Origin of the sequence: Leucobacter sp. NPDC077196 (assembly GCF_040687075.1) — a bacterium.
Lineage (GTDB): Bacteria > Actinomycetota > Actinomycetes > Actinomycetales > Microbacteriaceae > Leucobacter.
Genome location: NZ_JBFBML010000001.1, coordinates 172240 through 198564 on the forward strand (window position 1 = coordinate 172240; position 26325 = coordinate 198564).

The 26325-nt window shown below is 66.6% G+C and carries 26 protein-coding genes, 1 tRNA gene and 1 pseudogene; 19 read left to right on the forward strand and 9 right to left on the reverse strand.

Annotated features, from left to right (window positions below; all coding sequences use genetic code 11):
- Nucleotides 1-29 precede the first annotated feature (29 nt).
- Both AB0O71_RS00705 and AB0O71_RS00710 read left to right on the forward strand, forming a co-directional pair.
- Nucleotides 30-1511 (forward strand): SpaH/EbpB family LPXTG-anchored major pilin, encoded by a 1482-nt coding sequence (locus AB0O71_RS00705; protein ID WP_363740758.1) that lies wholly within the window; start codon nucleotides 30-32, stop codon nucleotides 1509-1511.
- Between the two features lie 73 nt (nucleotides 1512-1584).
- Nucleotides 1585-2526, forward strand: coding sequence for a class C sortase (locus AB0O71_RS00710; protein ID WP_363740761.1), 942 nt, complete (start codon nucleotides 1585-1587; stop codon nucleotides 2524-2526).
- A 166-nt stretch (nucleotides 2527-2692) separates the two neighbouring features.
- Here AB0O71_RS00710 and serC read toward each other — a convergent pair whose 3' ends face one another.
- Nucleotides 2693-3811, reverse strand: a complete 1119-nt coding sequence (serC, locus tag AB0O71_RS00715) for a phosphoserine transaminase (RefSeq protein ID WP_363740764.1) — start codon at nucleotides 3809-3811, stop codon at nucleotides 2693-2695.
- Between the two features lie 88 nt (nucleotides 3812-3899).
- On the opposite strand from serC, the gene AB0O71_RS00720 reads away from it, so the two are divergent.
- The 4 genes from AB0O71_RS00720 to AB0O71_RS00735 all read left to right on the forward strand — a co-directional run bounded on the left by AB0O71_RS00720 (nucleotide 3900) and on the right by AB0O71_RS00735 (nucleotide 7340).
- Nucleotides 3900-4592, forward strand: a complete 693-nt coding sequence (locus AB0O71_RS00720; RefSeq protein WP_363740767.1) for a metal-dependent transcriptional regulator — start codon at nucleotides 3900-3902, stop codon at nucleotides 4590-4592.
- Between the two features lie 112 nt (nucleotides 4593-4704).
- The gene (gene gdhA, locus AB0O71_RS00725) at nucleotides 4705-6057 is read left to right on the forward strand and encodes an NADP-specific glutamate dehydrogenase (RefSeq protein WP_363740770.1); all 1353 of its coding nucleotides are present in this window, start codon (nucleotides 4705-4707) and stop codon (nucleotides 6055-6057) included.
- Nucleotides 6058-6260: 203 nt separating this feature from the next.
- Nucleotides 6261-7022 carry an NlpC/P60 family protein gene (locus tag AB0O71_RS00730; RefSeq protein ID WP_363740772.1) on the forward strand — a complete coding sequence of 254 codons (762 nt, stop codon included), beginning with the start codon at nucleotides 6261-6263 and terminating at the stop codon, nucleotides 7020-7022.
- Between the two features lie 245 nt (nucleotides 7023-7267).
- Nucleotides 7268-7340 (forward strand) — tRNA-Arg (locus AB0O71_RS00735).
- A gap of 24 nt (nucleotides 7341-7364) precedes the next feature.
- Here the strand turns inward: AB0O71_RS00735 and AB0O71_RS00740 are convergent.
- The 4 genes from AB0O71_RS00740 to AB0O71_RS00755 form a co-directional block, all read right to left on the reverse strand.
- Entirely contained in the window at nucleotides 7365-7706 is a 342-nt protein-coding gene (locus tag AB0O71_RS00740) for a hypothetical protein (RefSeq protein WP_363740776.1), read from the reverse strand.
- Nucleotides 7707-7867: 161 nt separating this feature from the next.
- Nucleotides 7868-8338, reverse strand: a complete 471-nt coding sequence (locus AB0O71_RS00745; protein WP_363740779.1) for a BLUF domain-containing protein — start codon at nucleotides 8336-8338, stop codon at nucleotides 7868-7870.
- 10 nt (nucleotides 8339-8348) lie between these two features.
- Entirely contained in the window at nucleotides 8349-8585 is a 237-nt protein-coding gene (locus AB0O71_RS00750; RefSeq protein WP_363740782.1) for a hypothetical protein, read from the reverse strand.
- Nucleotides 8586-8763: 178 nt separating this feature from the next.
- Nucleotides 8764-9339, reverse strand: coding sequence for a TetR/AcrR family transcriptional regulator (locus tag AB0O71_RS00755; RefSeq protein WP_363740785.1), 576 nt, complete (start codon nucleotides 9337-9339; stop codon nucleotides 8764-8766).
- Nucleotides 9340-9430: 91 nt separating this feature from the next.
- On the opposite strand from AB0O71_RS00755, the gene AB0O71_RS00760 reads away from it, so the two are divergent.
- A complete protein-coding gene (locus tag AB0O71_RS00760) occupies nucleotides 9431-10273 on the forward strand; it encodes an alpha/beta hydrolase (RefSeq protein WP_363740788.1) in 843 nt (280 codons plus the stop codon).
- A gap of 34 nt (nucleotides 10274-10307) precedes the next feature.
- Here AB0O71_RS00760 and AB0O71_RS00765 read toward each other — a convergent pair whose 3' ends face one another.
- On the reverse strand, nucleotides 10308-10880 hold the full coding sequence (locus AB0O71_RS00765) for a hypothetical protein (protein ID WP_363740791.1): 573 nt from the start codon (nucleotides 10878-10880) through the stop codon (nucleotides 10308-10310).
- Nucleotides 10881-10920: 40 nt separating this feature from the next.
- On the opposite strand from AB0O71_RS00765, the gene AB0O71_RS00770 reads away from it, so the two are divergent.
- The 8 genes from AB0O71_RS00770 (at nucleotide 10921) to AB0O71_RS00805 (ending at nucleotide 20605) form a co-directional block, all read left to right on the forward strand.
- On the forward strand, nucleotides 10921-11829 hold the full coding sequence (locus AB0O71_RS00770) for an EamA family transporter (protein ID WP_363740794.1): 909 nt from the start codon (nucleotides 10921-10923) through the stop codon (nucleotides 11827-11829).
- Nucleotides 11830-11861: 32 nt separating this feature from the next.
- Nucleotides 11862-12596, forward strand: coding sequence for a CYTH domain-containing protein (locus AB0O71_RS00775; protein WP_363740797.1), 735 nt, complete (start codon nucleotides 11862-11864; stop codon nucleotides 12594-12596).
- Entirely contained in the window at nucleotides 12593-12811 is a 219-nt protein-coding gene (locus AB0O71_RS00780; RefSeq protein WP_363740800.1) for an HPP family protein, read from the forward strand. Before AB0O71_RS00775 ends, AB0O71_RS00780 begins: the two co-directional genes overlap by 4 nt.
- Nucleotides 12812-13008: 197 nt before the next feature.
- The gene (locus AB0O71_RS00785) at nucleotides 13009-14433 is read left to right on the forward strand and encodes an FAD-dependent oxidoreductase (protein ID WP_363740802.1); all 1425 of its coding nucleotides are present in this window, start codon (nucleotides 13009-13011) and stop codon (nucleotides 14431-14433) included.
- Nucleotides 14430-14810: a cupin domain-containing protein gene (locus AB0O71_RS00790; RefSeq protein WP_363740804.1), complete on the forward strand. Its 381-nt coding sequence runs from the start codon at nucleotides 14430-14432 to the stop codon at nucleotides 14808-14810. The genes AB0O71_RS00785 and AB0O71_RS00790 overlap by 4 nt, the downstream gene beginning before the upstream one ends.
- 128 nt (nucleotides 14811-14938) lie before the next feature.
- Complete coding sequence (locus AB0O71_RS00795; protein WP_363740806.1) at nucleotides 14939-16279, forward strand: solute carrier family 23 protein; 1341 nt, start codon at nucleotides 14939-14941, stop codon at nucleotides 16277-16279.
- Nucleotides 16280-16477: 198 nt separating this feature from the next.
- Complete coding sequence (locus AB0O71_RS00800; protein ID WP_363740808.1) at nucleotides 16478-20191, forward strand: AAA family ATPase; 3714 nt, start codon at nucleotides 16478-16480, stop codon at nucleotides 20189-20191.
- A 66-nt stretch (nucleotides 20192-20257) separates the two neighbouring features.
- Nucleotides 20258-20605 carry a hypothetical protein gene (locus AB0O71_RS00805; protein ID WP_363742139.1) on the forward strand — a complete coding sequence of 116 codons (348 nt, stop codon included), beginning with the start codon at nucleotides 20258-20260 and terminating at the stop codon, nucleotides 20603-20605.
- Nucleotides 20606-20619: 14 nt separating this feature from the next.
- On the opposite strand, the pseudogene AB0O71_RS00810 reads toward AB0O71_RS00805, so the two are convergent.
- Together AB0O71_RS00810 and AB0O71_RS00815 are read right to left on the reverse strand one after the other, a co-directional pair.
- Nucleotides 20620-20766, reverse strand: a pseudogene (locus AB0O71_RS00810) (FmdB family zinc ribbon protein); the annotation flags it as partial.
- Nucleotides 20767-20813: 47 nt separating this feature from the next.
- Nucleotides 20814-21398 carry a 5-formyltetrahydrofolate cyclo-ligase gene (locus AB0O71_RS00815; RefSeq protein ID WP_363740811.1) on the reverse strand — a complete coding sequence of 195 codons (585 nt, stop codon included), beginning with the start codon at nucleotides 21396-21398 and terminating at the stop codon, nucleotides 20814-20816.
- Between the two features lie 75 nt (nucleotides 21399-21473).
- On the opposite strand from AB0O71_RS00815, the gene galU reads away from it, so the two are divergent.
- The 4 genes from galU to AB0O71_RS00835 all read left to right on the forward strand — a co-directional run bounded on the left by galU (nucleotide 21474) and on the right by AB0O71_RS00835 (nucleotide 24522).
- The gene (galU, locus tag AB0O71_RS00820) at nucleotides 21474-22403 is read left to right on the forward strand and encodes a UTP--glucose-1-phosphate uridylyltransferase GalU (protein WP_363740813.1); all 930 of its coding nucleotides are present in this window, start codon (nucleotides 21474-21476) and stop codon (nucleotides 22401-22403) included.
- Between the two features lie 5 nt (nucleotides 22404-22408).
- A complete protein-coding gene (locus AB0O71_RS00825; RefSeq protein ID WP_363740815.1) occupies nucleotides 22409-23017 on the forward strand; it encodes a GNAT family protein in 609 nt (202 codons plus the stop codon).
- A 66-nt stretch (nucleotides 23018-23083) separates the two neighbouring features.
- Nucleotides 23084-24133, forward strand: coding sequence for a large exoprotein (locus AB0O71_RS00830; RefSeq protein WP_363740817.1), 1050 nt, complete (start codon nucleotides 23084-23086; stop codon nucleotides 24131-24133).
- 29 nt (nucleotides 24134-24162) lie between these two features.
- On the forward strand, nucleotides 24163-24522 hold the full coding sequence (locus tag AB0O71_RS00835; protein WP_363740819.1) for a hypothetical protein: 360 nt from the start codon (nucleotides 24163-24165) through the stop codon (nucleotides 24520-24522).
- 336 nt (nucleotides 24523-24858) lie between these two features.
- Here the strand turns inward: AB0O71_RS00835 and AB0O71_RS00840 are convergent, their stop codons facing one another.
- The gene (locus tag AB0O71_RS00840; RefSeq protein WP_363740821.1) at nucleotides 24859-26319 is read right to left on the reverse strand and encodes a DUF6056 family protein; all 1461 of its coding nucleotides are present in this window, start codon (nucleotides 26317-26319) and stop codon (nucleotides 24859-24861) included.
- Nucleotides 26320-26325: the final 6 nt, after the last annotated feature.

The following is a 26325-nucleotide window of genomic DNA, read 5'->3' on the forward strand; positions in this document are numbered from 1 at the left end:
ACGACGCGTCCCGCAGAGAGGAACACATCATGAAACGTGCAGAACGTCGACCGTACACGCGGCGCGCGCTCGCCGCAGTCGGAGCCGCCGCCATGGCATTGCTCGGCACGGTGAGCCTGGGATCGGCGGCGCAGGCCGTCGAGGCTCCCGATATCTCGAATATCGTCGGCACCACGGGCAGCGTGACCATACACAAGCACGCGGGCGACCCGGGGTCGGCGGGAGACGGCACGGTCATCACTTCGCCGACGAGCGTGGAGGCGCTCGGCGCGGGGCTCGACGGAGTGCAGTTCAGCCTGCAGCGAGTCACCTATGATGGCACGCCGATCGACCTGACGACGGCAGCCGGGTGGGACCATGCGCAGGGCGCGACACCCGCGAGCGCGTCGGCCGCCCCCTACGGCCTGGTCGCCGCCTCCACACCATCGGTGACGACGGCTGGCGGAGGCATCGCGACGGCGGATGACCTTCCGTTCGGCCTCTACCTCGTGGTGGAGACGAACCCGGGCCCGAATCCCATCGTCTCGCCGGTGCAACCCTTCCTCGTATCGGTGCCCTACCCCGAGACGTCAGACAGCTCGTGGCTCTACGACGTGCACGTCTACGCGAAGAACAAGCTCAACACGACGGATCCCACGAAGACGGTTGCCGACCCCGAGGGGCTGGTGCTCGGTTCGACGGTCAACTGGACGGTCACCGCGCCCATTCCCGAGCTCGGAGCCGGCGATACCTACCGCAAGTTCGTCGTGACTGATCAGCTCGATCCGCGACTCACACTTTCGGCGGTCGAGGTCGCCCTCGACGGTGAGGGCCTGACGCTCGGCACCGATTACACGCTGCAGCCTGCCGCACTACCTGCGGCGGACGGTCCCAACACCGTCGTGACGCTCACACCAGCCGGGCTCGAGCAGCTCGCAGGGAAGACGGCGGTCACCGTCGAGCTCTCAACGCAGGTGACCTCGCTCGGCAGCGGCGAGACCGGCGGCAAGATCTCGAACCAGGCCCTCGTCAACGTCAACGATTCGCTACGTGAGACCGATCGCCCGCAGACGAACTGGGGTCCGCTGCAGATCGTGAAGACCGCTGCTCAGCAGCCGAACCGCACGCTGACCGGAGCGGAGTTCACGCTGCACGAGACGAAAGGCGGGCCCGAGGTCGCCGGGGTCGGCACACTCACGAGCGATGCGAACGGCGTGGTCTCGGTCGCAGGTCTGTGGGTGGGCAACGGCGCGACGCTCTCCAAGACCTACTGGGTGCGGGAGACGCAGGCGCCCACCGGGTACGTGCTGCCCACGGGTGATGGCGCGTGGACGCAGGTGACGGTGACCGCTGGCGACGCAGCGAGCGTCGTCTCCGTCACGATTCAGAACACGCAGCAGCGCGGGCCGAACCTGCCGCTCACCGGGTCGACCGGCACCACGGTGTTCATGGCCGGGGGATCCGCACTCGTGCTGATCGCCGTCGGTTCGGCGCTCGCGGCAGCGAGGCGCAAGCGCAATTCACTGCAGTAGCCGTCGCAGGCGGGGTCGGGCGCGTCGCGGCCGACCCCGTTCATCGCAGCAGAGACGAGAGAAGGGGGAGGCCATGAGCATCACGGTTCAGGATCGCCGGGCGCGGCACGCCGCGCCGACGCCGACGCCGACGCCGCGTCGCCGCATTCCACCCCTCACCGCTGCCGCAGCTCTGCTCGCCCTCATCGGAATGCTCGTGTTCCTCTATCCCTCCGCTGCGGCCTGGTTCTCGCAGCTCGAGCAGTCGCGCGTGATCAGCGGCGTCGGCTCCGAGGTGGGCGACGAGCCCGTCGGCAGCCTTGCCACCGAGATCGCGCGTGCGCAGTCGTACAACGATGCGCTGGTCGGAGGCGCTCTGCTGGCTGAGCACCAGAATGTTCCCGAGGGCACCGGAGTGACGGCGGGTGCGCAGAGCGATGCATACGATCAGTTGCTGAGGGCTGACGCCGAGGGGGCGATGGGGCGCCTGCGTGTTCCGTCGATCGACCTCGATCTGCCGATCTACCACGGCACCGAGGACGCGACGCTGTCGCGGGGAGTGGGGCACCTCGAGGGCACCTCGCTTCCCGTCGGCGGGCAGTCGCAGCACTCCGTGCTCACTGCTCACCGCGGGCTCGCCACGTCAGAACTGTTCAATCACCTCGATCAGGTGCGGGTCGGAGACACCTTCGCCGTCGAGGTATTCGGAGAGGTGCTCGCGTATCGGGTCGTCGAGAGCCGGGTTGTACGCCCCGACCAGACGGAATCTCTGTTTCCCCGCCACGGCGCCGATCTCATGACGCTGGTCACCTGCACTCCGCTGGGTATCAACAGTCACCGCATTCTGGTCACGGGCGAGCGCATCACGCCGACGCCGCAGGCCGACATTGACCGCGCGGGCGAGCGCCCCGATATTCCTGGCTTCCCGTGGTGGGGAGTAGCCGCGCTCTGCACCGTGTGCGTTGTGGGCGTCACTCTCGTGCGCGCTGGCCGGCAGCGAGCGGGGTACGCAGAAGGAGACCCCGCCATCACATGACTCTCAGACCGGGGCGTCTGCGGCCTTCCTCCGCATCGGCGCCCCGCATCAGAAGCGGATCCGCGGCCGCGACTTCCGCACCGGCCGAGCCGGGGCGATCGCAGCTCCCGCTTCCCGTCGGACCCGGAGATACCCCCTATGTTCCGGGTCCGACGGCTTGCGGAGATCAGCCCAGGTGCTCGAGCACGTAATCGATTGAGGCCACGAGCGCGCGAACATCGTCGGGGTCGATGGCCGTGAATGTTGCGACGCGCAGCTGGTTGCGGCCCAGCTTGCGATAGGGCTCCGTGTCGACCACACCATTGGCGCGCAGCGCACTCGAAATCGCAGCGGCGTCCACGGTGTCGTCGAAGTCGATCGTCACGACCACCTGGGAGCGATGATCCGGATCGGAGACGAAGGGCGTGGCCACCGAGGTGCGCGCGGCCCACTCGTACAGCACGCCTGATGACTCGGCAGTGCGGGCGGCGGCCCACTCGAGCCCGCCGTTGGCAGTGATCCAGCGCACCTGCTCGTCCATCATGCCGAGCGTTGCGAGTGCTGGTGTGTTGAGCGTCTGGTTCTTCCGCGAATTCTCAACGGCGCCCGCAAGGTTGAGCGTCTCGGGAATGTAGCGGCCCGAGGCTGTGACGCGCTCGATGCGCTCGATTGCGGCGGGGGAGACGAGCGCGAACCAGATGCCGCCGTCTGAAGCGAAGTTCTTCTGCGGTGAGAAGTAATAGACGTCGACCTCGTTCGCGTCGAAGTCGATGCCGCCGGCACCGCTGGTCGCGTCGACCACGGTGAGCGCGCCGGCGTCACCCGCGACGCGTCGCACCGGAGCCATGACGCCCGTCGATGTCTCGTTGTGCGGATACGCGTACACGTCGACGCCCGCGACCGCTTCGGCTGCCGAGCGCGAACCGGCATCGGCCGCGCGCACATCCGGATCCGCGAGGAAGGGTGCGGCGCTCGCCGCCTTCGCGAACTTCGCGCCGAATTCTCCGAAGGTCAGATGCTGGCTGCGATGCTCGATGAGGGAGTGCACGGCCGAATCCCAGAACGTCGTGGCTCCGCCGTTCGCGAGCAGGATCTCGTACCCGTCGGGCGCGCGGAACAGATCGGCGAGGCCCGAGCGGACGCTTCCCACGAGATCTTTCACAGGAGCCTGGCGGTGCGAGGTGCCGAGGACGCGAGGCTGCAGCGAACCGAGGAAGGCGAGCTGTTCGTCGCGCACCTTCGAGGGGCCGCAGCCGAATCGTCCGTCGGCGGGCAGAAGCTCAGTGGGAATCGTGATGTCAGCCATGAGCGCAATTCTATCGAGCCAGGTGCTCGCAGCCCGCGTCTCCAGGTCAGGATGCCCTAAGCTGGACGACGGACCCGAAAGGACGGCGATGACGGACCTGATCGATACGACCGAGATGTATCTCCGCACGATTCTGGAGTTGGAAGAAGAAGGGATCGTCCCCCTGCGCGCCCGTATCTCCGAGCGCCTCGGTCACTCGGGCCCGACCGTGTCGCAGACCGTCGGGCGCATGGAGCGCGATGGCCTCGTCGTCGTCACCGACGATCGGCGCCTCGAGCTCACCATCGTGGGTCGCAGCAAGGCCGTGCACGTGATGCGCAAGCATCGGCTCGCCGAACGGCTCCTCGCCGACGTCATCGGACTCGAGTGGGCGTATGTGCACGAGGAGGCGTGCCGCTGGGAGCACGTGATGAGCGAGCAGGTGGAGCGCAAGCTGCTCGGCATTCTCGGCAATCCCACCGAGTCGCCCTACGGCAATCCCATCCCGGGCCTCGAAGAGCTCGGCGCCGTTCGCGCAGGGTCCTTTCAGACCGGTGTCACGGGTCTCACCGAATTGCTCATCGACCCCGATGTTCCGGTAACCGCCCGCATCAAGCGGCTGGCCGAGCCGCTGCAGGTCGACCCCGAACTGCTCGAGCAGCTCGCCGCGGCCGGAGTGCTGCCCGGAAACCGAGCCTCCTTCAGCCGCAGCGGGCACACGGTGCATGTCGAGGTCGAAGGGTCGAGCGAAGCGATCGATCTGCCCACCGAGGTCGCCGCGCACATTTTCGTCTCGCAGTAGAGACGCCGTCATTCCCTCGCCGCTTCGACGCGGTTCGCTTGGAGTGCGGGCGCAATCTGATCCGCTCGAGCCGGGCGGTTCCTTATATATATGCGAGACCGAGGAGACGACATTGACGTTGCTTACCCCTGAAGCCCACCTGAAGGCTGTCGCCGAGACGGTCGCTCGGCGGAACACCGCCGAGCCCGAGTTCCTGCAGGCCGTGCAGGAAGTGCTCGAGACGCTCGAGCCCGTGCTGGCCGAGCATCCCGAATACATCGAGGCCGGGATCCTGGAGCGGCTCGTGGAGCCCGAACGGCAGCTCATCTTCCGGGTGCCCTGGACGGATGATGCGGGGCGGGTACAGGTCAACCGCGGTTACCGCGTGCAATTCAACTCGGCGCTCGGCCCGTACAAGGGGGGGCTCCGCTTCCACCCGAGCGTGAACCTGTCAGTGGTGAAGTTTTTGGGCTTCGAACAGATCTTCAAGAACGCGCTCACTTCGCAGCGCATCGGCGGCGGCAAGGGCGGCGCCGACTTCGACCCGAGTGATAAGAGCGACGCTGAGGTCATGCGGTTCTGCCAGAGCTTCATGACCGAACTCGTGCACCACATCGGCGAGCACACCGATATACCCGCAGGCGATATCGGTGTCGGAGGCCGCGAGATCGGATACCTCTTCGGGCAGTACCGACGCATCACGCAGCGCTACGAGGCAGGAGTGCTCACGGGCAAGGGCCTGGGCTGGGGTGGCGCGGAAGTGCGCACCGAAGCCACAGGGTACGGGGCAGTGTTCTTCGCCGAGGAGATGCTGCTGCGTGCCGGCGACGGGATCGAAGGGCGTCGTGCCGTCGTCTCCGGCTCGGGCAACGTTGCGACCTACGCGATCGAGAAGATCCAGCAGCTCGGCGGCACGGCGGTTACCGCGTCCGATTCGAGTGGGTACGTCGTGGATGAGGCCGGCATCGATGTCGACCTGTTGAAGCAGGTCAAAGAAGTGGAGCGGTCTCGCATCTCGGCGTATGCCGATCGCCGACCCGGTGCTCATTTCGTATCGGGCGGTTCGGTGTGGGACGTGACGGGGCAGCTCGCGTTCCCGTGCGCGACGCAGAACGAACTCGATGCTGCGCATGCGCGCACGCTCATCGCGGGCGGGCTCCGAGCTGTCGCCGAGGGGGCGAACATGCCCGCGACGCCTGAAGCCGTGGCACTGTTCCGCGAGGCCGGGGTGCTCTTCGCTCCGGGCAAGGCGGCGAATGCCGGGGGTGTGGCCACGTCAGCGCTCGAGATGCGTCAGAACGCTGCGCGTTCGCGCTGGGATCGCGATACGAGCGAGTCGCGGCTCCGTGACATCATGCGCGATGTGCACGCTTCCGCCTACGAGGCCTCGGCGCGGTACGGTCGCCCCGGCGATTACGTGCTCGGCGCGAATTCTGCGGCGTTCGAGACGGTGGCCCACGCGATGCTCGCTCAGGGTGTGATCTGAGTCGGAGTTGCTCGGCGTCGAGATATCGAGCTTCGCGGCGCACTCCGGGGAGGCGCGGAATTCCGCAGGTTTGAGCGGTACTTGAAGGTTTCGTGACCTGAGCGTGACATATTCGTGATGTTCGGTTACCCTTGAACGGTCGCGGCCCGTACGGGCTGCACCTGACGCAGACACCAGTTGGCAACAGTAAGGCAGATATACACGTGACTCAGCACTCCAGCACGGACGTCGTGCTTCCGAGCGAGCTCATCCGACGCACCCCGTCGCGAGCGAAGCGGATCGTACAGATGGCCGGCGCAGCTGCACTGAGCCTGGGCATGGTCGGCACCTTCTCGCTTCCGGCATATGCGACGAGCCCGGCACCCGAGGGGCTGCCCGACGGCTTCCTCGCCGCGCAGACCCTGCAGACCAGCAACGCCGAAACGGTTGTCGCCGTGGGCGAGACGCCCGCGGGCAGCGATGATGTCGCCGTAGCCGAAGAAGCTGAGGCCCAGAAGAAGGCGGACGAAGCCGCGAAGGCGGAGCAGGAAGCTGCGGACCTCGCGGCTGCAGCCGCCAGCGCACCCACTGGCGCAGCGGGTGCGGGAGCATCGGCCGAGGCTCCCGGAGCACCGCAGGGCGGCGACGTTCCTGCAGGCACCGGCGCCCAGGGTATCGTCGACGCCGCTCTCGCTCAGCTTGGTGTGAACCAGGATTGCACCGCGCTCGTCGAGAAGTCGCTGCGCGCAGTCGGCATTCCCGCCGGCGATCTCGGCACCCAGGTGCACGAGTACACCGCGCTGGGCGGCACGATCGTGGGCAGCGGCAACTACGCTCCCGGCGACATCCTCGTGTTCCCGGGCCAGCACGTCGGCGTCTACATCGGCAACGGCCAGGCCGTGCACGGTGGATGGGGCGGAACGACCCGCATCGGACCGATCGCTCCCGGCGGCGAGTCAGGCCTGACGGTGGTTCGCTTCGGCTAGTCCGAAACAGTTGTGCGCAAGCGGGCGGGGTTACGACCCCGCCCGCTTTCGCGTTCCACCGCCGCGGCTCTTCTCCGACGTCACGTCCTCCTCCTCCACGTCGCCCCTCCCTCCCACAAATCTGCGAGCGGGGTCACTCTTCGTGCGTGTCGGCCATGCGACACGCACAGAAAGTGACCCCGCTCGCAGAAGGGGTGCGCGGCGGCGATGCGCTAGACTCGCATGGGCCGATTACATGGCCCAGCGCCCCGGTAGCTCAGTGGATAGAGCACTTCTCTCCTAAAGAAGGTGTCGTAGGTTCGATTCCTATCCGGGGCACCCAGCGACACGAGTCGAAGCGCTTCAGAGTAGTTCTGCGGCCTCGGCGTCGGTGAGCTCGAGCTCCTGGCCGTTGTCGCCGAGCCAGTAGTGGCTGCGCTGGTGCGATGAGGGGTGTGTGCGTGCGGAGAGCGTGTACGTCGCGCCGTCGAGCGTTTTCACTCGACGAGCGGCCGTGCGCTTCTTGCGACTCGCGTCGTACAGCGTTCCTGCCGCGAGGCCGATGACCATACCGACACTTAACCAGAGGGCCAGGTTGTCGAGCGTGATGCCGAGTACGACGCCGAAGCTCAGTCCGAGCGCGACCCCGATTCCCAGGCCGGGGTGTTCGTTCGACGCCGCAGGCTTCGAATGTTCCTCATTCATGTCAAGGCCTCCATTCGGTGTGCTGACGAATCTACGGGGAGCGGGCAACGGGCACATCCCCCGCCAGGGGGAGATGCGCGAAGGTTCAGGTGACGGGTACGAGAACAGCCCCTCCGGCCGCGAAGCATGGAGGGGCTGACGGCGCACGACCGGGCGTTCGTCTACGCGGCCCGGGCTGGCTTCCCCGCGCGCACGCGGAACCACAGTGCGAGCTCTTTCGCTGCGCGTCCGGTTGTGAGGGCATCAGGAGCATCCGCAATGTCTGCGAAGGAGTCCCTGAATCCGGGAAGCACCGTCGAAGACTGATGCTTCAGCGGCTGGTACCCCATCGTCCAATCGTCGAACTGCCGCTCGAGCGTGAACTCGTCGATGAGGATGCGCACGTTGGTGTGGCGGGCGTCTCGGCGAATCCTCTCCGTGAGCTCACCGACGGCGTCAGGGGGGCCTTCGAGGAACTGGATGAACTGGTCGTTCTTGTACAGCAGAATTCCGGTAATACCGACAGACTCGTTATGCGCTCGGGCCTGCAACAGGAGTCGGTCGAGGTCGTCTTGGTAGAAGCGGGTGATCGCCTCGCTCGAATAGACGAGGGAGCGCAGCGTGCCGTCGGGCAGGGGCACGCTGCCGGTCATGGATTGGAGCTCAGGCAACGTCGGGTGCCCCTTCCTCTGATCGGTTCATGGCTTCAAGGGCATGCATTGCTTCGGCAAGCGAGGTGAATTCGCCGACGTGCTGCGAGTACATGTTGCAGACGACGTGGCGTGTTTCGGTCTCTACGTCGACGTAGCCGAGGAATTCCCCGCGTCGGCTCCCCACGTAGAAGCCGTCTTCGACCTGAGCCCAGACAACGTCGGTGTTCGGGGGGCTGATGGTGCTCATGCTCTGAGCCTTTCCGCGGCCGTACTCACCGACATCGAGTTGACGTCGACCGGCGCGCTGGATGCGCCGCGATCGCCGAACCAGTGTATCCGGGATCGCGTATATTCCACGAGTGTTGCGAGGCCGTATTGCCGGTTGGCATCGAGCACCTCGAGCGCTCCGGTCACGCGGTCGGGCGTCAGCTGGGGCCCAGGTCACCGATGGCGTGCGCGATCAGTACTTCCGCGGCTGAGCGGGCCTGCAGCGCTGGCGCCGGATCATTGCCGATCGCCGCAGTGCTCTGGGCGCCTTCCGCCAGGATCGAAAGCTGCGCGGCGAGCAGTTCGGAGCCCCCGGCTGCGCGCACCAGCCCGGTCATGTAGCGCTGAAACGACGCCTTGTGATCCTGCACGATCTCAGCCACGTGCGATTGCGTGCCGCCGAGTTCGCCGAAGGCATTGATGAATGCGCATCCGCGGAACGCAGGATCGCGGAACCATCCGTCGAGGTAGTCGAAGACTGCGAGGAGGCGGCTCCGCGCGTCGTCATCGGCTGCCGACACGCGTTCGGAGAGGCCGCTCTCCCACGCGGCGTGCCTGCGTGAGAGCACCTCCGTGATGACCGCGTCCTTCGAAGCGAACAGCGTGTAGAGGCGTCGGAGCGACACGCCCGCGTGCGATCGGATCTCGTCCATACCGACGGCCGCGTACCCCTTGCGGTAATAGAGCTCCTCCGCCGCACTCGCAATGCGTTCGCGTGCCTCGTCGTCATTCATCTCACCAGTGTACTTGACAGAGAACGATCGTTCTCGTACAGTGAACTCCACAGCGAGAACGATCGTTCTCGCTCTAGAGAAGTAGTACATCATGGGTTACATCAGCGTTGGATGCGAGAACAGCGCCCCCGTTGAGCTGTACTACGAAGACCAGGGCGCCGGGCAGCCCGTCGTGCTCATTCACGGTTACCCGTTGAACGGGCACAGCTGGGAGCGGCAGACCCGCGAACTTCTCGCCTCGGGCTACCGAGTGATCACCTACGATCGCCGAGGCTTCGGCAACTCCTCGAAGGTGAACGAGGGCTACGATTACGACACCTTCGCGGCCGACCTCAATACCGTGCTCGAAACGCTCGACCTGCGCGATGTCGTGCTCGTGGGGTTCTCCATGGGCACCGGAGAGCTCGCGCGCTACGTCGGCACCTACGGTCATGAGCGCATCGCCAAGCTCGCCTTCCTCGCCTCGCTCGAGCCGTTCCTCGTGCAGACTGATGACAATGCCGAAGGCGTGCCTCAGAGCGTCTTCGACGGGATCGCCGCGGCTGCGAAGAGCGACCGCTATGCCTGGTACACGCAGTTCTTCTCGGATTTCTACAACCTCAACGACACACTCGGCGAGCGCATCAGCCAGGAGGCCGTCACCGGGAGCTGGAACGTCGCGACCTCGAGCGCACCGGTCGCAGCCTACGCCGTCGTGCCGACCTGGATCGAAGACTTCCGAGGCGATGTTGATGCCGTTCGTGAGAGCGGCAAGCCGACGCTGATCTTGCACGGCACGGCCGACAACATTCTGCCCATCGACGCGACTGCCCGGCGGTTCGCCAAGCTCGTGCCGAACGCCGACTACATCGAAGTCGAGGGTGCGCCCCACGGCTTGCTCTGGACTCACGCGGACGAGGTGAACGCCGCGCTCGCAGACTTCCTCGCGAAGTAGGCGCAGCACGCGAAGTCCGCGCAGCGCCTGCGGATCAGCCTCCGCTGAACGGCGGGGTGATCAGCAGTCCTGCGCGTTCGGCGAGAAACGCATCGAGGGTCGGCGCACCGGTGAGCGGAGCGCCGACCCTCCAGCGCACCCGAATCTCACCGGAATGAAAGCCGACCGGCCCGTCGCCCGAAAGAGCGGCGCGGGCCGTGGGCGAAGCGGCGTCGAGCAGGATCGGCGCGGCGTCGTAGTTCACGGCGTCGCCGATCGTGTAGCCGCCGCGCAGCGCAGCGGCCGCGATTTCCCTGCGCTCCTCGCGGGAGACCGACTGGTACCCCGGTCTCCCGCGCTCCGCGGCGCGCGTTGCATGACCCAGCTCGTAGAGGTCTCCGGATTCGGCGAGCAGCAGCGCGCCGATGCGCCAGACCTCGTCGAGCGGATGCATGGTGGCCGGCTTGAGACGCAAGAACCCGCGGCGCGGTGGGACGTACTCCGCTAAGAACTCACGCGGCACGGAGGAGGCCGCGAGGCGCTGCGCGGTCGCGATGCACGCGGCTCGAGCCCGTTCGACGGCGGCGCCCAGGTCGGGTGATTCGGGTGATGCGAGCGACTCGGTCACCCGCACAGTGTAACGCTGCAGAGACGCTACTATCGGTCTGATGAGCACTCATCCGGCCGTTCGGCGTTTCAGCCGCGGTGCCATCATCCGTGCGATGCTCCTGGTGCTCGTGGGCGCGACGGGGGTGCAGCTCTCGGCCGTGTTCGCGATCGGCCTCTTCGAGCCGCTCGGTGTTCTCGGCACGAGCTCGATGCGCCTTGCGATCGCCGCGGTGATTCTGCTCATCATCTTCCGGCCGAAGCTGAACGGCCGTACGCGTGCTGAATGGCTCGGGATCGTGCTCTACGGTGTCGCGATGGCAGCGATGAATGTGATGCTCTATCTCGCGGTCGACCGGCTCCCGCTCGGAATCGCGACAACGCTCGACTTCCTCGGCCCCTGTGCGGTGGCCCTGCTCGCGTCGCGCAAAGTTCGCGAGGGGCTGCTCGCGATCGTCGCGCTACTCGGGGTGGCGCTGATCGCGGGATTCGGAGGCCCGCTCGACCCGCTGGGAATCGTCTTCGGATTGCTCGCAGGCGTGTCTTTCGGGTTGTACACCTTGTTGGCAGCTCGAGTCGGGCAATCGAACGGTGGCCTGCAGAGCGTGGCGCTGTCGGTCGTCGTCGCCGCGATCCTCACCCTGCCCTTCTCGATTCCCACCGTCCCACTCCTCGAGCCGCCGCACCTGCTGCCGCTGCTCGCATCGGCGCTGCTCGGCACGGCTCTCGCATTCACGGTGGATACCCTTGCGGGGCGGCTCACCTCGGCGCGCGTGCTCGGCGTCTTCTTCGCATTCGATCCGGTCGTGGGAACGATCGTCGGTGCGGTGTTCTTGCATCAGGTGCTGTCGCCCGTGGCGCTGACCGGTGTGGCCCTTGTGGTGCTCGCGGGCGCGGGCATCGTCTGGCTGGCCGGGGGAGGGGCGCCGCAGCGAACCGAGCCTGCTGCGCCGACCGAGCGAGCGCCCTGATGCGAACGCGACGGCCGACGTAGACTGTACGGGTGAGTCAGAACGCCGGTCAGCAATCGCTCGAGATCGAGCGCAAATACGATGTGGCGGCGGATCTCCTGCTCCCGCAGGCGGGCGCCTTCGAAACGGGGGGACTCCGGGCCGCCTCTCCGATCACCTACGAGCTCTCGGCGATCTACTTCGACACGAGCGACGGAGACCTCGCTCGGCGCGGCCTCGCCCTCCGGGTGCGGCACGGCGGCTCCGATGCCGGCTGGCACGTGAAGCAGCGCGGCGAAGACGGCGTGCGCGAGCTGTTCTGGCCGTTGAGCGACGCCATGCCCGAGGGGCTGCGCGCTGAGTTGCGCGAGCGGATCGGCGGAGCGGCCGACGCGGTCGCGCCGATCGCCGAGCTCAGCACCGAGCGCACCGTCGTGGTGCTCAGTGATGCCGCGGGAGCCGAGCTCGTCGAGCTCGCCGACGACCGAGTCGAAGCGTTCGACCGCGTCACGGGAATTGCTCGAGCCTGGCGCGAGTGGGAGGCGGAGTTGCTTCCCGGAGCACCGGCCACGGCCCTCGATCTCGTCGAACCGGTGCTGCTCGACGCGGGGGCTGCACCATCGCTGAGCCTCGCGAAGATCGCACGTGCGACGGGGCGACTCGTCGAAGCGGCGCAGCGCTCCGGTGCCAGCGCCGAGCGGATCGCCGCCCTGGAAGCGCTCGACCGAGCAGACCGCGACGCGGGTTCCGCGCGTACCGAGAATCGAACCGAAGGATCCCCAGAGTGAGCCGAGAGTCGAATCCGGGCGGCCGGAATGACGCGCCGTCAGAGCCGCCATCGCCCCGCGCGCGGCGCAAGCAGATCATCGTCGGCCTCGTCATGGGGGCGATCATGGGCGTGGTGCTCGGCGCGCTCACGCAGTTCTGGCTGTGGGTGCCGGCGGGCCTCGCCATGGGGCTCGCGACGGGCGCCATCATGAAGCCGCCGAGCGACGAGAAGTGAATCGATACGTGCGTCGGTCACGACAGCACGCAACGCCGGAGATGTGCTGATTTCGCGACGAAAAGCGGCTTCCGCTTGTGGATTCCGCGAGAACGCTGAAATTTTCGCTTGAACGAGTAGTTTTTCGCGGCATTCGATGGTGTACACGACGGCCCGAGTGTGCAAGGATCGACTCGGACATCGAGGACGAGGAATCCATGCACCCCACCATTTTTGAAACCCACACGCCCGACGAGAGAGTGATCGACGATTCGCTCGCCGATACGAAGTTCTCCTGCTTCTGGACGGACGACGTCGAGGCTCAGGCTCCGAAGCACCCGGAGCTCAGCGGTGATCAGCAGGTCGATGACGCCGTGGTCGGCGGCGGCTTCTCCGGGCTCTGGACGGCGATCAAGCTCAAGACCGAGCACCCCGATCGGCGGGTGGTACTCGTCGAGGCCGTGCGTATCGGCTGGGCGGCCTCCGGACGCAACGGCGGGTTCTGCGAGGCGAGCATCACGCACGGCGAACCGAACGCCGAGGCGCGGTGGCCGAATGAGACGGGCACGCTGCGACGTCTCGGCTACGAGAATCTCGATGCGATCGAGCGCTTCGTCACCGAGCACGGTCTCGATGTCGACTTCGAGCGCAACGGCGCCCTGTCGGTCGCGAACGAGGAGTATCAGCTCGACTGGCTCGGCGAGAGTGAAGACGAGCACGTCGTCACGCTCGACCAGGATGCGGTGCGGCGCCGCATCGCATCGCCGACCTTCCTCGGTGGTGAGTTCTCGCCGAGCGAGAACGCGAACATCCACCCGGCCAAGCTCGCGCTCGAATTGGCGCGGCACGCCGCATCGATCGGTGTGGAGATCTATGAGGGCTCCCCGGTGCAGAAGCTGGACGGATCGGCCGAAGAGCCGATCCGGCTGACGATCAAGAACGGCAGCACCGTCGTCGCAGAGCGCGTCGCGCTGTGCACGAACGTGTTCCCGTCACTGCTCAAGCGCTACCGCTTCCACACGATTCCGGTCTACGACTATGTGCTGATGACCGAGCCGCTGACCGACGAGCAGCTCACGTCGATCGGGTGGGAAGGCCGTGAAGGGCTCTCCGACCTCGCGAACCAGTTCCACTACTCCCGACTCACGAAGGACAACCGCATTCTGTGGGGCGGCTACGACGCGGTGTACCACGCCGGCGGCCGCATCAGGCACGAGTACGAGGATCGCATGGAGAGCCATCGCAAGCTCGCGAGCCACTTCTTCACCACGTTCCCGCAGCTCGCAGGCGTCAAGTTCTCGCATCGCTGGGCCGGTGCGATCGACTCGAGCACCCGCTTCTGCGCATTCTTCGGGCAAGCGCACGGCGGCCGCGTGCAGTACGTCTCGGGCTTCACCGGCCTTGGCGTCGGAGCGACGCACTTCGCGGCCGACGTGATGGTCGATCGCTTCGAGGGCCGCGTCACCGAGCGCACCGAGCTTGAGATGGTGAAGCAGATCCCGCTTCCCTTCCCCCCGGAGCCCGCCGCCTCGATCGGGGTGAACCTCTTCCGCTGGTCCTTCGATCAGGCCGATCACAACGGCGGCAAGCGCAACCTGTTCCTCAAGACGATGGACGCCGTCGGGTTCGGATTCGACTCGTGAGCGAGCTGTTGCCCGCCGGTCGCAACGCGTCGGTGCGCGGTGGGCGAGTGGACGTGGCGCTCGAACCGGTGAACGCCGAAGACATCGTGACCGGCCACCCCCTGCAGGGAACCGCGGAGCTCGGAACGATCGGCGATGCCGAGCTCGGGATCTGGGAGCTGCGTGGCGGAACCGTCACCGACACCGAGGTCGACGAGCTCTTCATCGTGCTGAGCGGCGGAGCGTCGATCGAACTGCTCGAGGTGCCGGGAGCGCCGGAGGAAGCGGGTCGCATCGTCGACGTCACGGCGGGAGACGTCATGCGACTGGTCGCGGGAACGCGCACGCGGTGGACGGTTGACGACCACATTCGCAAGGTCTACGTCGCCGGGGCTTAGGGCGAGCGCGCCGTTCGCGCGGCCGCGACAGTCTGTGCACGGGCTGAGCACTAGGATATGAGCTTGGCTGTGCGCTCGAAGGGGTGGCCGCGCGGCTCCTCGCGATCCAGAACCCCCTAGGAGCCCCGATGGCATTGACCTGGAAGCAGCATGGAGACGGCGCGCACGTCGCCCCGGAGGCGATTGTTCTTCCCGAGGAGCGGCTGAGCTGGCTGCGCACCATCGGGTTCGGCGCGCAGCACGTGGTCGCCATGTTCGGTGCGACGTTTCTCGTGCCGCTGCTCACCGGGTTCAGCCCCACCGCGACGCTGTTCTTCTCGGGGCTCGGCACGCTGCTCTTCCTGCTGATCACGGGCAACCGGCTGCCGAGCTATCTCGGCTCCTCCTTTGCCTTCATCGCGCCGATTCTCGCTGCGACAGCCGGCGGGGATCCCGAGAACCCCGACCTCGGCCGCGCCTCGTTCGGCATCCTGGCCATCGGCGTGCTCATGGCGATCGTCGGCCTGATCGTGCACCGCTTCGGCTCGGGGTGGATCAACGCCCTGATGCCGCCGGTCGTCATGGGCGCCATCGTCGCCCTCATCGGGTTCAATCTGGCGCCCGCTGTGAAGAACAACTGGAACGCGACCGAGCTCTCGGGGTGGGTCGCACTCATCACGATCACCGCCGTACTGCTCATCACCGTGCTGTTCCGCGGTCTGCTGGGGCGACTTTCGATCGTGCTCGGCATGGTGGTCGGCTACATCTCGGCGGCGTTCATGGGCGAGGTCGACTTCTCGAAGGTCGGCGACGCGCCGTGGCTCGGCCTGCCGTCATTCCACGCCGTGGGCAACCCGTTCGCCGACCCCACTCTGTGGGGACTCCTTCCCGCCTTCCTCCCGGTGGTGCTCGTGCTCATCGCTGAGAACGTTGGTCACGTGAAGAGCGTCGGGCTCATGGTGAAGCGAGACCTCGATCCGCTCACGGGACGCGCGCTGCTGGCCGATGGCGTCTCGACGATGCTGGCCGGATTCGGGGGAGGATCGGGCACGACCACCTACGGCGAGAACATCGGAGTCATGGCCGCCACGCGGGTCTACTCCACCGCCGCCTACTGGGTCGCCGGTCTGTTCGCCGTGCTGCTGAGCTTCTCGCCCAAGGTCGGCGAGATCATCTTCTCGGTTCCCTCGGGTGTGCTCGCCGGGGTGACCGTTGCGCTGTACGGTCTGATCGGCCTGATCGGCGTGAAGATCTGGATCGATAACGGTGTCGACTTCTCGAAGCCGATCAATCAGTTCTCGGCTGCGGTGCCGCTCATCGTGGGAATCGCGGATTTCACCGTGCAGATCGGGTCGGTGCTCTTCAACGGCATCGCGCTCGGCACGATCGCTGCCGTCGCCGTCTATCACCTGATGCGCGGACTCGCCAAGGTGCGCGGCGGTGAAGTGCAGGTGGCCGATCCGGTCGTCACCGGCGCCACGCGCGACTGAGGCGACGACGCGCCGCGAAACTCCGTCGAATCAGCGGGGATTCCCGAGAGTTCTGCGTAGGGTGGCGGTGTGTGGAGTGTAGATCGGTTACGGCGACCTGAAAAGGGGCGCGGCGCGGAAGGCGCTGAGTCCGCTTCCACGCGCGCGAATGGCGCGGACGCGGAAGCGGGGTCAGACGCCCCGAGCGTCGAACAGCCGGTGAACGAGGGGGCGCTCGCCAAAGCGCCCGCCCCGGCGCCGCGTGAGGAGCCCGACCTCGCAGCCGAACTGAGCGGGCCGGTGTCTCTCGTCGACGTGTACGCCGACGAGCACGCCGACTGGCGAAACGAACTCGCGAGCATCGGCGGCACGAACGCCCTGCTGCATTTCGACGACCGGCCGGCGAACCGCATCGAACTCTCGACAACGCACCCCGGCGGCCTGCCGCAGTTCATCACCGGCAATAAGATTCTCCTCTCCGCACTGATCCGCGACGACCTCGCTCTGCGCCACGCGCGCAAGGCCGCCGGTCGAGTCACCGATAAGGCGATCGAGATGCGCACGGTGCGCGGGCTCGAGACGGTCAACCTCGGTGTCGGCATTGCCAAGTGGGAGTTCGAGGGCGAGGAGTACTGCGCTCCGGTACTGCTGCGCCCGCTCGCGATCCGCCGCTACGGCCGCGACTTCGAACTCAAGCTGAAGCAGTTTCCCGTGGTCAACTCCGAGCTGATCCGGGCGATGCGCGAGCAGTTCGGCATCAGCGTCGACGCGCGTTCTCTCATCGAGCTCTCCCAGTCGGAGGGCGTGTTCAAGCCGCAGCCCGTCATCGATCGGTTGCGGCAGATGGCGGCCGGGGTGCCCGGCTTCGTCGTGCAACCGCGGCTGGTGGTCTCGTCGTTCCATAACGTCGCCCAGTCGATGGTGGCGGATGCGAAGGATCTCACGTCACCCGTGCTCGCCGCCGTCTGCGGCAACGAGCCGGCGAAGCGGCAACTCGCAGCGACCTACCGGCCGGTCTCGGCGACTCCGCCAGACGATCGATCGCCCGACACCGATCGCACGCTGTACGACGCCGACGCGGAGCAAGACGACGTGCTCGCCCAGATCGACGCCGGTCATTCGCTCGTGGTGCACACGCTTCCCGGCACCGGCGGCACGCAGACCGTCGTCAACGCGATCGGCAACCTCGTGCGCACCGGAAAGCGCGTGCTGGTCGTCTCCCCGCGTCGTGCCACGCTCGACGGCATCACGCACCGGCTCGCGCGCGTCGGTCTCGCCGGCCTCTCGGTGAGCCCCCGTCGCCTGCGGCGAAACCTCGTCGAGTCGATCAGCCGCAACGAGAACGCGCGCGGCGAACGACTGCGCGACGTCGATGAGGCGCTCGTGCGATTGCGCGGTGTGCTGCTCGACTACCAGACGGCGCTCTCGACCCCTGATGAGCGATACGGCGTCTCGCCGCTCGACGCGCTGCGCAAGCTCACCGCACTCTCGCTCGAAGAACGCCCGCCGAGCACCACGGTGCGTCTCGACGATCAGGCGCTCGGCCAGCTCACGCTCGATCGCACCTCGGTCGCCGAGGCGCTCACCGAGGTCGCGCGATTGGGGCAGTTCCAGTACGGCCCCGACGATTCACCGTGGTACGGGGTCAGCTTCAGCACGACCGAGGAGGCGCGCTCGGCGTACGGCACAGCCGTCGACCTCGCCGAGTCGCAGCTCCCGAGATTGATCTCGATGTCGAACGAGCTCGTGGGGCAGACGTCGATGCGCCCGTACGAGACGATCGCCGAGCTCGGCGTGTACCTCCGCCTGCTCATGGGCATTCGCGAGACGCTCGATCGATTCACGCCAGAGGTCTACGATCGATCGCTCACCGAGGTCATCGCGGCACACGCGCCACGGGGCGATGACGAGATGTCGACGGCGAACAAGCGGCGCCTGCGCAAGCTGGCGCGCGAGTACGTGCGGCCCGGCGTGCACATCTCCGACATGTACTCCCGCCTCGTGCAGATTCAGCAGCAGCGGGTGCTCTGGCAGCGGTACACCACGGTCGTGGGCGCTCGGCCCGAGGTGCCCCTCGGCATCTCCGACGTCGTGGTCGCCTTCCAGTCGGCCTATCAAGATCTCGACGCGCTCGATCGGGTGCTCGGCACGACTGCCGATGCGGACCGGTTGAAGACGCAGTCCCTCTCGCGGCTCGCGAGCCGCATCTCCGACCTCGCCCGGGAATCGGAGGTGCTGCAGAACATCCAGGAGCGCACCGCGATCGTGGAGCGCATGCGAGCGGCTCATCTCGAGCCCCTGCTCGACGACCTCTCGGCGCGTCACGTGCCGGCCGAGGACGTCGCGGCCGAGCTCGAACTCGCGTGGTGGCAGTCGGCGCTGGAGCGCATGCTGCAGAGCAACGAGGCGCTCTTGAGCGCGAACACGAGCGTGATCGAGCGACTCGAGGCAGACTTCCGTCTCGTCGACGATGCGCACGCCGGAGCGAACGGATCGTTGCTCGCGGCGTCGCTCTCTGACTCGTGGCGCATCGCCGTGCTGGATTTCAAGCAGGAGGCGCTCGCCATGCGCGAGGCGCTGCGCAGCGGCTACGTGTCTCCGCTGTCGCTCGCCCAGCGCGCGCCGAACCTGCTCGGGGTGCTCGCCCCGGTCTGGACGATGTCGCCCTACGAGGTCGCCATGCTCCCCGGTTCGATGCGCTTCGACGCGGTGCTGGTGGTCGACGCGGGTGCGACGACCCTCGCTGAGAACCTCGGTGCGATCCGTCGCGCAGATCAGGTGGTCGCGTTCGGCGACACGATGACGCAGACGCCCTCGCACTTCGATATCGCCGTTGGTGCTTCAGATGAGGATCGCGAGATCGTCGACGCCGACGCGCTGCACCGCAGCTCGGCGTTCGCGCAGCTCGGCGAAGTGCTGCCGACCTTGACGCTGACGCGCAGCTACCGTGCGGGCGGAGAAGATCTCACCAACCTGGTGAACACGCGGTTCTACGACGGCGCGATCCAGTCGCTGCCGTGGGCCGGAAGCTTCCTCAACCATTCCAGCCTCACTTACGAGTTCGTGCGCGGCGGCCAGGGTCTGCCCGATCAGCAGACAGGCGCGGTCGAGAGTACCGACGCCGAGGTCGAACGCGTCGTGCAACTCGTGCTGCAGCACGCGAGCGATCGTTCGGGCGAATCGCTCATGGTCATCACGGCGAGCGAGCGCCACGCCGTGCGGGTCTACCAGGCGGTGCTGCAGGCATTCTCGAAGTTCCCGCAGTACCGCGATTTCCTGCTCGGCGAGCGTGCAGAGCCCTTCGCCGTGCTCACGCTCGAGCAGGCCACGGCGCAGAGTCGTGACCGAGTCATCTTCTCCATCGGCTTCGGGCGCACCCCGCACGGGCGCGTGCTCTCGAACTTCGGCGGGCTCGGTCGCCCGGGCGGCGAGCGGCTGCTCGCGGTCGCGATGACCCGCGCGCGGCGCGCCATGACGATCGTCAGCTGCTTCAAGCCGGAAGACCTCGACCGCGCGCGCATCAAGCACGGCGTCATCGAGCTTGCCGAGCTGCTCGCCTTCGAGCACCCGGAGCCCGAAGCGCCGTCGCTGCCTGCCGAACGCGATCCGATGCTCGGCGAGCTCGCCGACCGTCTCGAAGCGCTCGGTCTGACGGTGGCGATGGACTATCGCGGGGCGATCCCGCTGGCCGCATCACTCGAGGATCGCGCGATCGCCATCGACCTCGACCTCGGCGTCGCCGGTGAGTATCGGGGCGACAGCCTGCGCGATACGCTGCGGCTGCGACCCGCCGTGCTTCGACGCCTGGGATGGCACTATCACCGCGTGCAGAGCTTCGATCTCTTCGCCGATCCTGATGAGGTGGCACTGCGCATCGCACGCATCGTGGGATACGACGCGGGAGAGGGCGCGACCGAACCGGGTCTCGCATGAGCCCGCAGGGCGAGGATCCGCCGCGCCGGCGTCGCTCCCGGCGCGTGAGCCGCCCGGCGCCGCCCGGTGTCGATCAGCACCCCTCGCAGCATCCGCTCGACGGACGCGCATCAGAGGACCGGCCGGAAGGCTGGGGGGAGCTGGGAGCATCGGGAGTGCGCGGGCCGGGAGCGCCGACGGCGCACGACGAATCGCTCACCCGAGATCGGCCGCCCCACTGGGGATAACCGGGTAGCTCAGCTCGAGGATGAGGAGCCAGCGGACGATGCGCTGGACGACGAGCCCGATCCCGAACCCGACTTCGACCCTGAACCCGACTGCGAACCAGAGTCAGACTTCGACCCTGACGACTTCGAAGCCGATCCGGCGCCGGATTCGGACGAGCTGCCGGAAGACCGGGAATCCGTGCGATAGAACCCGGAACCGTTGAAGGTCACGCCGAGCGAGCCGAACACCTTGCGCAGGGTGCCACCGCACTCGGGGCACTCGGTCAGCGACGCGTCGGAGAACGCCTGATAGATGTCGAAGGCGTGGCCGCATTCAGAGCAGCGGTAAGCGTACGTAGGCACAAGCACCAATGATACCCGTTCGAGCGCGGGCGAAGCACTGACGGCCTTCGCGCTCAGCGTTCGGTGAACCGGAGCGTGCGCGCCGCGGTGACCACGCCATCGACCGGCACATCGTGCGCGTCTGCGGGAAGCGAGGGGTATACGTCCTCGTCGTCGACCACGGCGTAGACTGGCGGTCGGTGCGAGAGCGAACCGAGCATCCGGTCGTAGTAGCCGAGCCCCCAGCCCAGGCGCATGCCCGTCGCATCGACCGCGCACGCCGGCACGAGCACGAGGTCCACGTCGGCTGCGGCTTCGGTTCCGAGCCTCGGCCCCTCGGGCTCCGCGATTCCGTGGCGGCCTTCGACCCGAATGCCGGTGTCGACCGCCCACTCGATGCGGTGGCCGGGGAGCGACACGGGAAGCAGTACGCGCACGCCCGATTCCCTGGCCCACTCGAGGAACCCACCGATATCGGGTTCGCTCCCGAGCGGAACATACGCGGTGACGGATTGCGCACCTGCCTCGGTGACGAGCTCGACGAGCCGTTTCGTGAGCCCCGCACGTCGTTGTTCACGATCCTCAGTCGGCACCAAAGCTCTCCGAGCCCGAACCGCCGATCTCACCGCGATCTTCTCCGAGCGCGCATCCTGAGACATAGCACCCAGCATAGGTCTGAGGCGAGCCCGCGGTCACGACTTTGCCGCCTTGGGCGCAAAGGATAGGGTGACGTTATGACTGAGACGCGTGCGACCCCAAGCCGTTCGGTGACGAAGGCCGTAGTGCCAGCCGCAGGACTCGGCACCCGCTTCCTCCCGGCCACGAAGGCCATGCCGAAAGAGATGCTTCCGATCGTCGATAAGCCGGCGATCCAATACGTGGTCGAAGAGGCCGCTTCGGCCGGCCTGGGCGACGTGCTGATCATCACGGGACGCAATAAGGACAACCTGCTCAACCACTTCGACAGTGTTCCCGAGCTCGAGTACTCGCTCGAGCGCAAGGGTGACGAGGGCAAGCTCGACAAGGTGCGGGAATCCAGCGAGGTCGCTGAGGTCCACTTCCTGCGCCAGGGGCAGCCCCTCGGCCTCGGGCACGCCGTCGGCCGGGCGCGCTGCCACGTCGGCGACGAGTCCTTCGCCGTGCTCCTCGGCGATGATCTCATCGATCCGCGCGACCCGTTGCTCGACCGCATGATCGCGGAGCACGACTCTCGCGGCGCCACCGTCATCGCACTGATGGAGGTGCCTCGCGAGTCAGTGCATCTGTATGGATGCGCCTCGGTCGAGGCCACCGACGATCCCGATGTCGTGCGCATCACCGGTCTGGTCGAGAAGCCCTCGGCCGAGGAGGCGCCGTCGAACCTGGCGATTATCGGCCGCTACGTGCTGCGCCCTGAAATCTTCGACGTCATCGACGAACTGCCGCCCGGGCGCGGCGGGGAGATCCAGCTCACCGACGCTCTGAACTACCTCGCCGAGGGCAAGGGCGATGGCCCCGTCTACGGCGTGATCTTCCGCGGTCGCCGCTACGACACGGGCGATCGCGCCGACTGGATCAAGGCGAATGTGCTGCTCGGCGTCGACCACGAAGAGCTGGGCGACGAGATCACCGATTGGGTCATCGAGTTCGCGGATCGCCTCCGCGCGCAGCGCTCCGAAAGCTGACCACGGTGCCGCTCGGCCGCGAGATCGAGGACCCGGGAGTACTCTCCTCGGGACGCGTGGCCGTGCGGATCATCCGCTGGTCCGATGCGGACGCGCTGCGGCGGTTGCTCACCGAGAACCGCTCGTGGCTCCAGCAGTGGGAGGCCACGCACCCCTCGGGTCGCAGCGTCGTCCCGGGTTCGGTCTCGATGCGGCCGATGGTGCGAACGCTGCGCAGACAGTTGCGCGCAGGAAGCGGCATGCCGTTCGTGATCCTCTACGACGGCAGCGTCGTCGGGCAGCTCAGCGTGTCGGAGATCAGCGGCGGCGCCCTGCAGTCGTCCCAGCTCGGGTACTGGGTCTCCCAGCACGTCGCCGGTCGCGGGATCACCACGACCGCGGTCGCGATCGTCATCGACCACCTGTTCGCGGCGCTCGGCCTGCATCGGGTGGAGGTCTGCATTCGGCCGGAGAACGCGGCCTCGTTGCGCGTCGTCGAGAAGCTCGGGCTGCGCCATGAGGGGCGCCGAGCGTCATACATTCACATCGATGGTGCTTGGCGGGATCACGAGGTGTTCGTCGCGCTGCGCGGCGATGCGAGCGCGGGCTACGCCGCGCGATTCGCCCGCGACTGAGCATTTGGAGCGCCAGCGCGGCGCGCCGGTGACCGGGCGTCGCGCGCACGCCGTACAGTGATCCCCATGACTGGCGGCGTACTGGGCGGAGGCGTGATCTTCGTGATCGCCGCTCTTCTCTGGGGTGCCGTTCTGGTTCCGAACTGGGCGAGGCGGCGCGAATTCCGCGCTGCCGAGAAGAACGCGCTTCGACTGCAGCGCACGCTTCGGTTGCTGGCTGAAACCTCAGAGGTGCCGCAGGAGGTGCGTCTCGAAGCCACGGCTCGAGAAGCGCTCGCGCACGAACGGATGCTGCGAACCGCGCAGAAACGTCAAGACGCAGAGCGACGAGCCGAGCTCGCAGAAGCGGAGGCAGAACAGGTGCGTGCAGAGATTCGAGCTCGACAGATGCAGCGCAAGCAGGCTGCCGCCGAACGCTCGGCCAAGCTGCGCAAACCGGTGGCGCGCCGTGTGCGCGCGACGGCCGCGCTCGGCGCGCTGCTCGGCCTCATCGGCCTCCTCGTCGGAGCGGGCTTCGCAATCGGAGGCAGCGGCGCATCACTGCTGATCGGCTCCGCTGCGCTGCTTGCCGCGTCGAGCGGAGCACTCGTGCTGCTCGCGCCCGGTCGCGCTCGAGTGCGCGCGGTTCCGGCCGAGCAGGTGACAACGGCGATCGCGACGGCGGTGGTGGAGTCGGCCCCGCAGATCGTCAACGCTCCCGCTACCGCATCCGAGGCGGCCGCTGCGGCAGCGCACGCAGAAGCCCAGCGTGCCGCGGCGGAGCGCATCGAGCTCGCCCGTGCCCGTGCGCGCGCCCGGGCAGAACGACCCGCGCCGCAGGAGAACCAGACGGACTCGATGCTCTTGCGAGAAGTGCGCAAGCAGCTGTCGCAAGCGGTCGAGACGGCCCCCGATCCTCGTGCCGCTGCGGCATCCGCCGCCGCTGAGGAGCAGGCGCGTCAGCAGGCCCAAGCCGCCGAGGACGCGCGCCTGCGGGAGCAGGCCAGGCAGCGCGAACTACGCGCTCAACAGCAGGAGGCGAGCGACCGGCTCCGCAACATGGGCGTGGTGGGCGATACCGCCACCGGCTTGCCCGACCTCGACGCCGTACTTCGCCGTCGCCGCAACGCCGGCTGAGACTGGTTCAGCGCGCTACCGTAGACGGCATGCATCTCGCGCGCTCGCTCTCGGCTCTTCTCGTCATGGCCGGCCTGATGGGTCTCGCCGGCTGCGCGCAGCCCGACGGCAGTGATCGCGATGGCGACGCGTGCGCCCACTTTTCCGCGGTCACCGATATGGCTGTCATCTTGAGCGAGAGGCCGCGCATCGGTGCGTGGAACGAACTGCGCGGTGACATCGGCGAGACCATCGGTATGTCGAGCGATGCGTTGCGCCCAGCCGTCGTTCGCGCGCAGGTGAGTTTTCCCGACACCCCGTCGTCAGCTGCGGACGAGTGGAATGCCGCAGTCCAGGGCGTTGCCGCCGTGTGCGCCCCGGTCAGCGAGGCCGCCTTCGCCGAACTCTGAGCGTTCTGGCGTGCAGTCGAAATATCTGGTGGATCTGAGGGGAATCGAACCCCTGACCTTCTCATTGCGAACGGGGTCGGGGGATTGCAACACCTTCACACACGATACGCCTGCCCCACGACACGACACTACAAATCGGTGTCGTGGGGCGGATGTCTCAATAGTTGAATGTTCGGCTGTGTCGCGCGTGGGGCAATTGCCTACGACCTCACGCGACTCATCCGTGCCCCATATTTGCCCCACGACCACGTTCCTAGGAAGGATGCTCTGCTTCCTAGTGTGATGCGACGACACGTCCTGATCTACCGAGACGTTGGGTATGGCCTCAGAAGGTGCCTACTCGAATGAAACGTTGACATCTCGCATCGGGACGCAAGCGCCATCGCGGCACTCGAGAGCCTGCAATGAATGGAGGAACTTCTTTCCACTGTTGCCGTTCTGGGCGAGCAACGGGAACGGGTATGCCTTCAGCGTGATCTCTTCCGCGCCGGACTGGTAAGCCGCCGTCGCCGTCGCTCGGTTCTGAAGATCCACGATCTTGTTCACTCCCAGAACACCTACGAGCGGAGCGGCGGCCATACACCAGCCGACCGTGACCGCGGTAATTCTTTGCGTTGTCCAACTGACGGTGTTCAGGCGCGAAGCGGAAACGATCGTAATAGCAACGATCATGAAGACCGCAGATGCATAAAAATTTCGGGCGCCGAATGGCGTGACAACTGCAAACGGGGCGATGATCGCGGCACTGGCAGCGAGCCATGGCGCGGCGGTTCGATGGACTGGGTCGTCACTTCTCAGCACCACTGTGCATGCAGAGACAATAAACGTGACGAAGAGCGCGAGGATTGCTGCGGCCACGAGCACCTCAGCCCGTCCCTCCAGCAGCCTGAATCGGACTTGCGACAGAAGGAATAGGGCCGCGGCCGATCCCCCCAATACCCCCAGCCAGAATGAGGCCCGGCTTGATCGCGCGAAGACAATAATCCCCGTAGCGACGGCCAAATAGAACACGGAAAGGTCGAGGGCCACATACTGCACTAGGCTCGGAAGGTTGTCGGCGATGCGCGAGATTAGAGAATTAACGAAGCCTTCGCCCACTGCAGGGACCTCCCTGTACGCATCGGTACCCGCTGCGATATTCCGATACGCAGGTGAAGCGAACATCAGCAATGTTCCTGCGATCGCGCCGATCGCCAACGCGATGTACGGCAGCGTGAGCATGCGTTTGGTGATCAGAACGACCAGGATCGCAAGAGACGTCAGGAGGAGACCAACTGTGACGGTCTCTACGAATAGACAAGCCGCGATTGCCAACAGGAACACGGCCAGCGAACTCCACCGTGAGCTGCTATCGCGAAGAATCACATATAGAGCCAGTACGAGAAGAACGGGCACGGTGTAGTTGTAGAAGCCGGCTGACCAGACAATCGCCTGCGACAATATTGCTACCGAGGGAACGAGCACCAGAAGGGTGAGCACCGCCAGCAGCGGCATTGCCTTGAGCTGCGCGATCCGGAAGATGCACCAGACGATTCCCACGATCACGAGGGAACGAGCAATCGCGTTGAGGACGAACGAGAACGAGGCGAGCAAATGCAACGAGTTCCCGAGTACGCGCCCGTTCGTCCCGACGTAAAAGAGATTCAGCCTCTCGATGAGTGAGGTGTGACCTGATTTGATCTGTTCGACGTAGGCAATCCGGCCCCAGTCGTCACCAGTGGGAATCGTCAGCAGGAAGAACGCGACCAAGCACAAGGTTAGTGCTCCGTATGTGAGCCATGACCGTCGATTGATCACGCATTC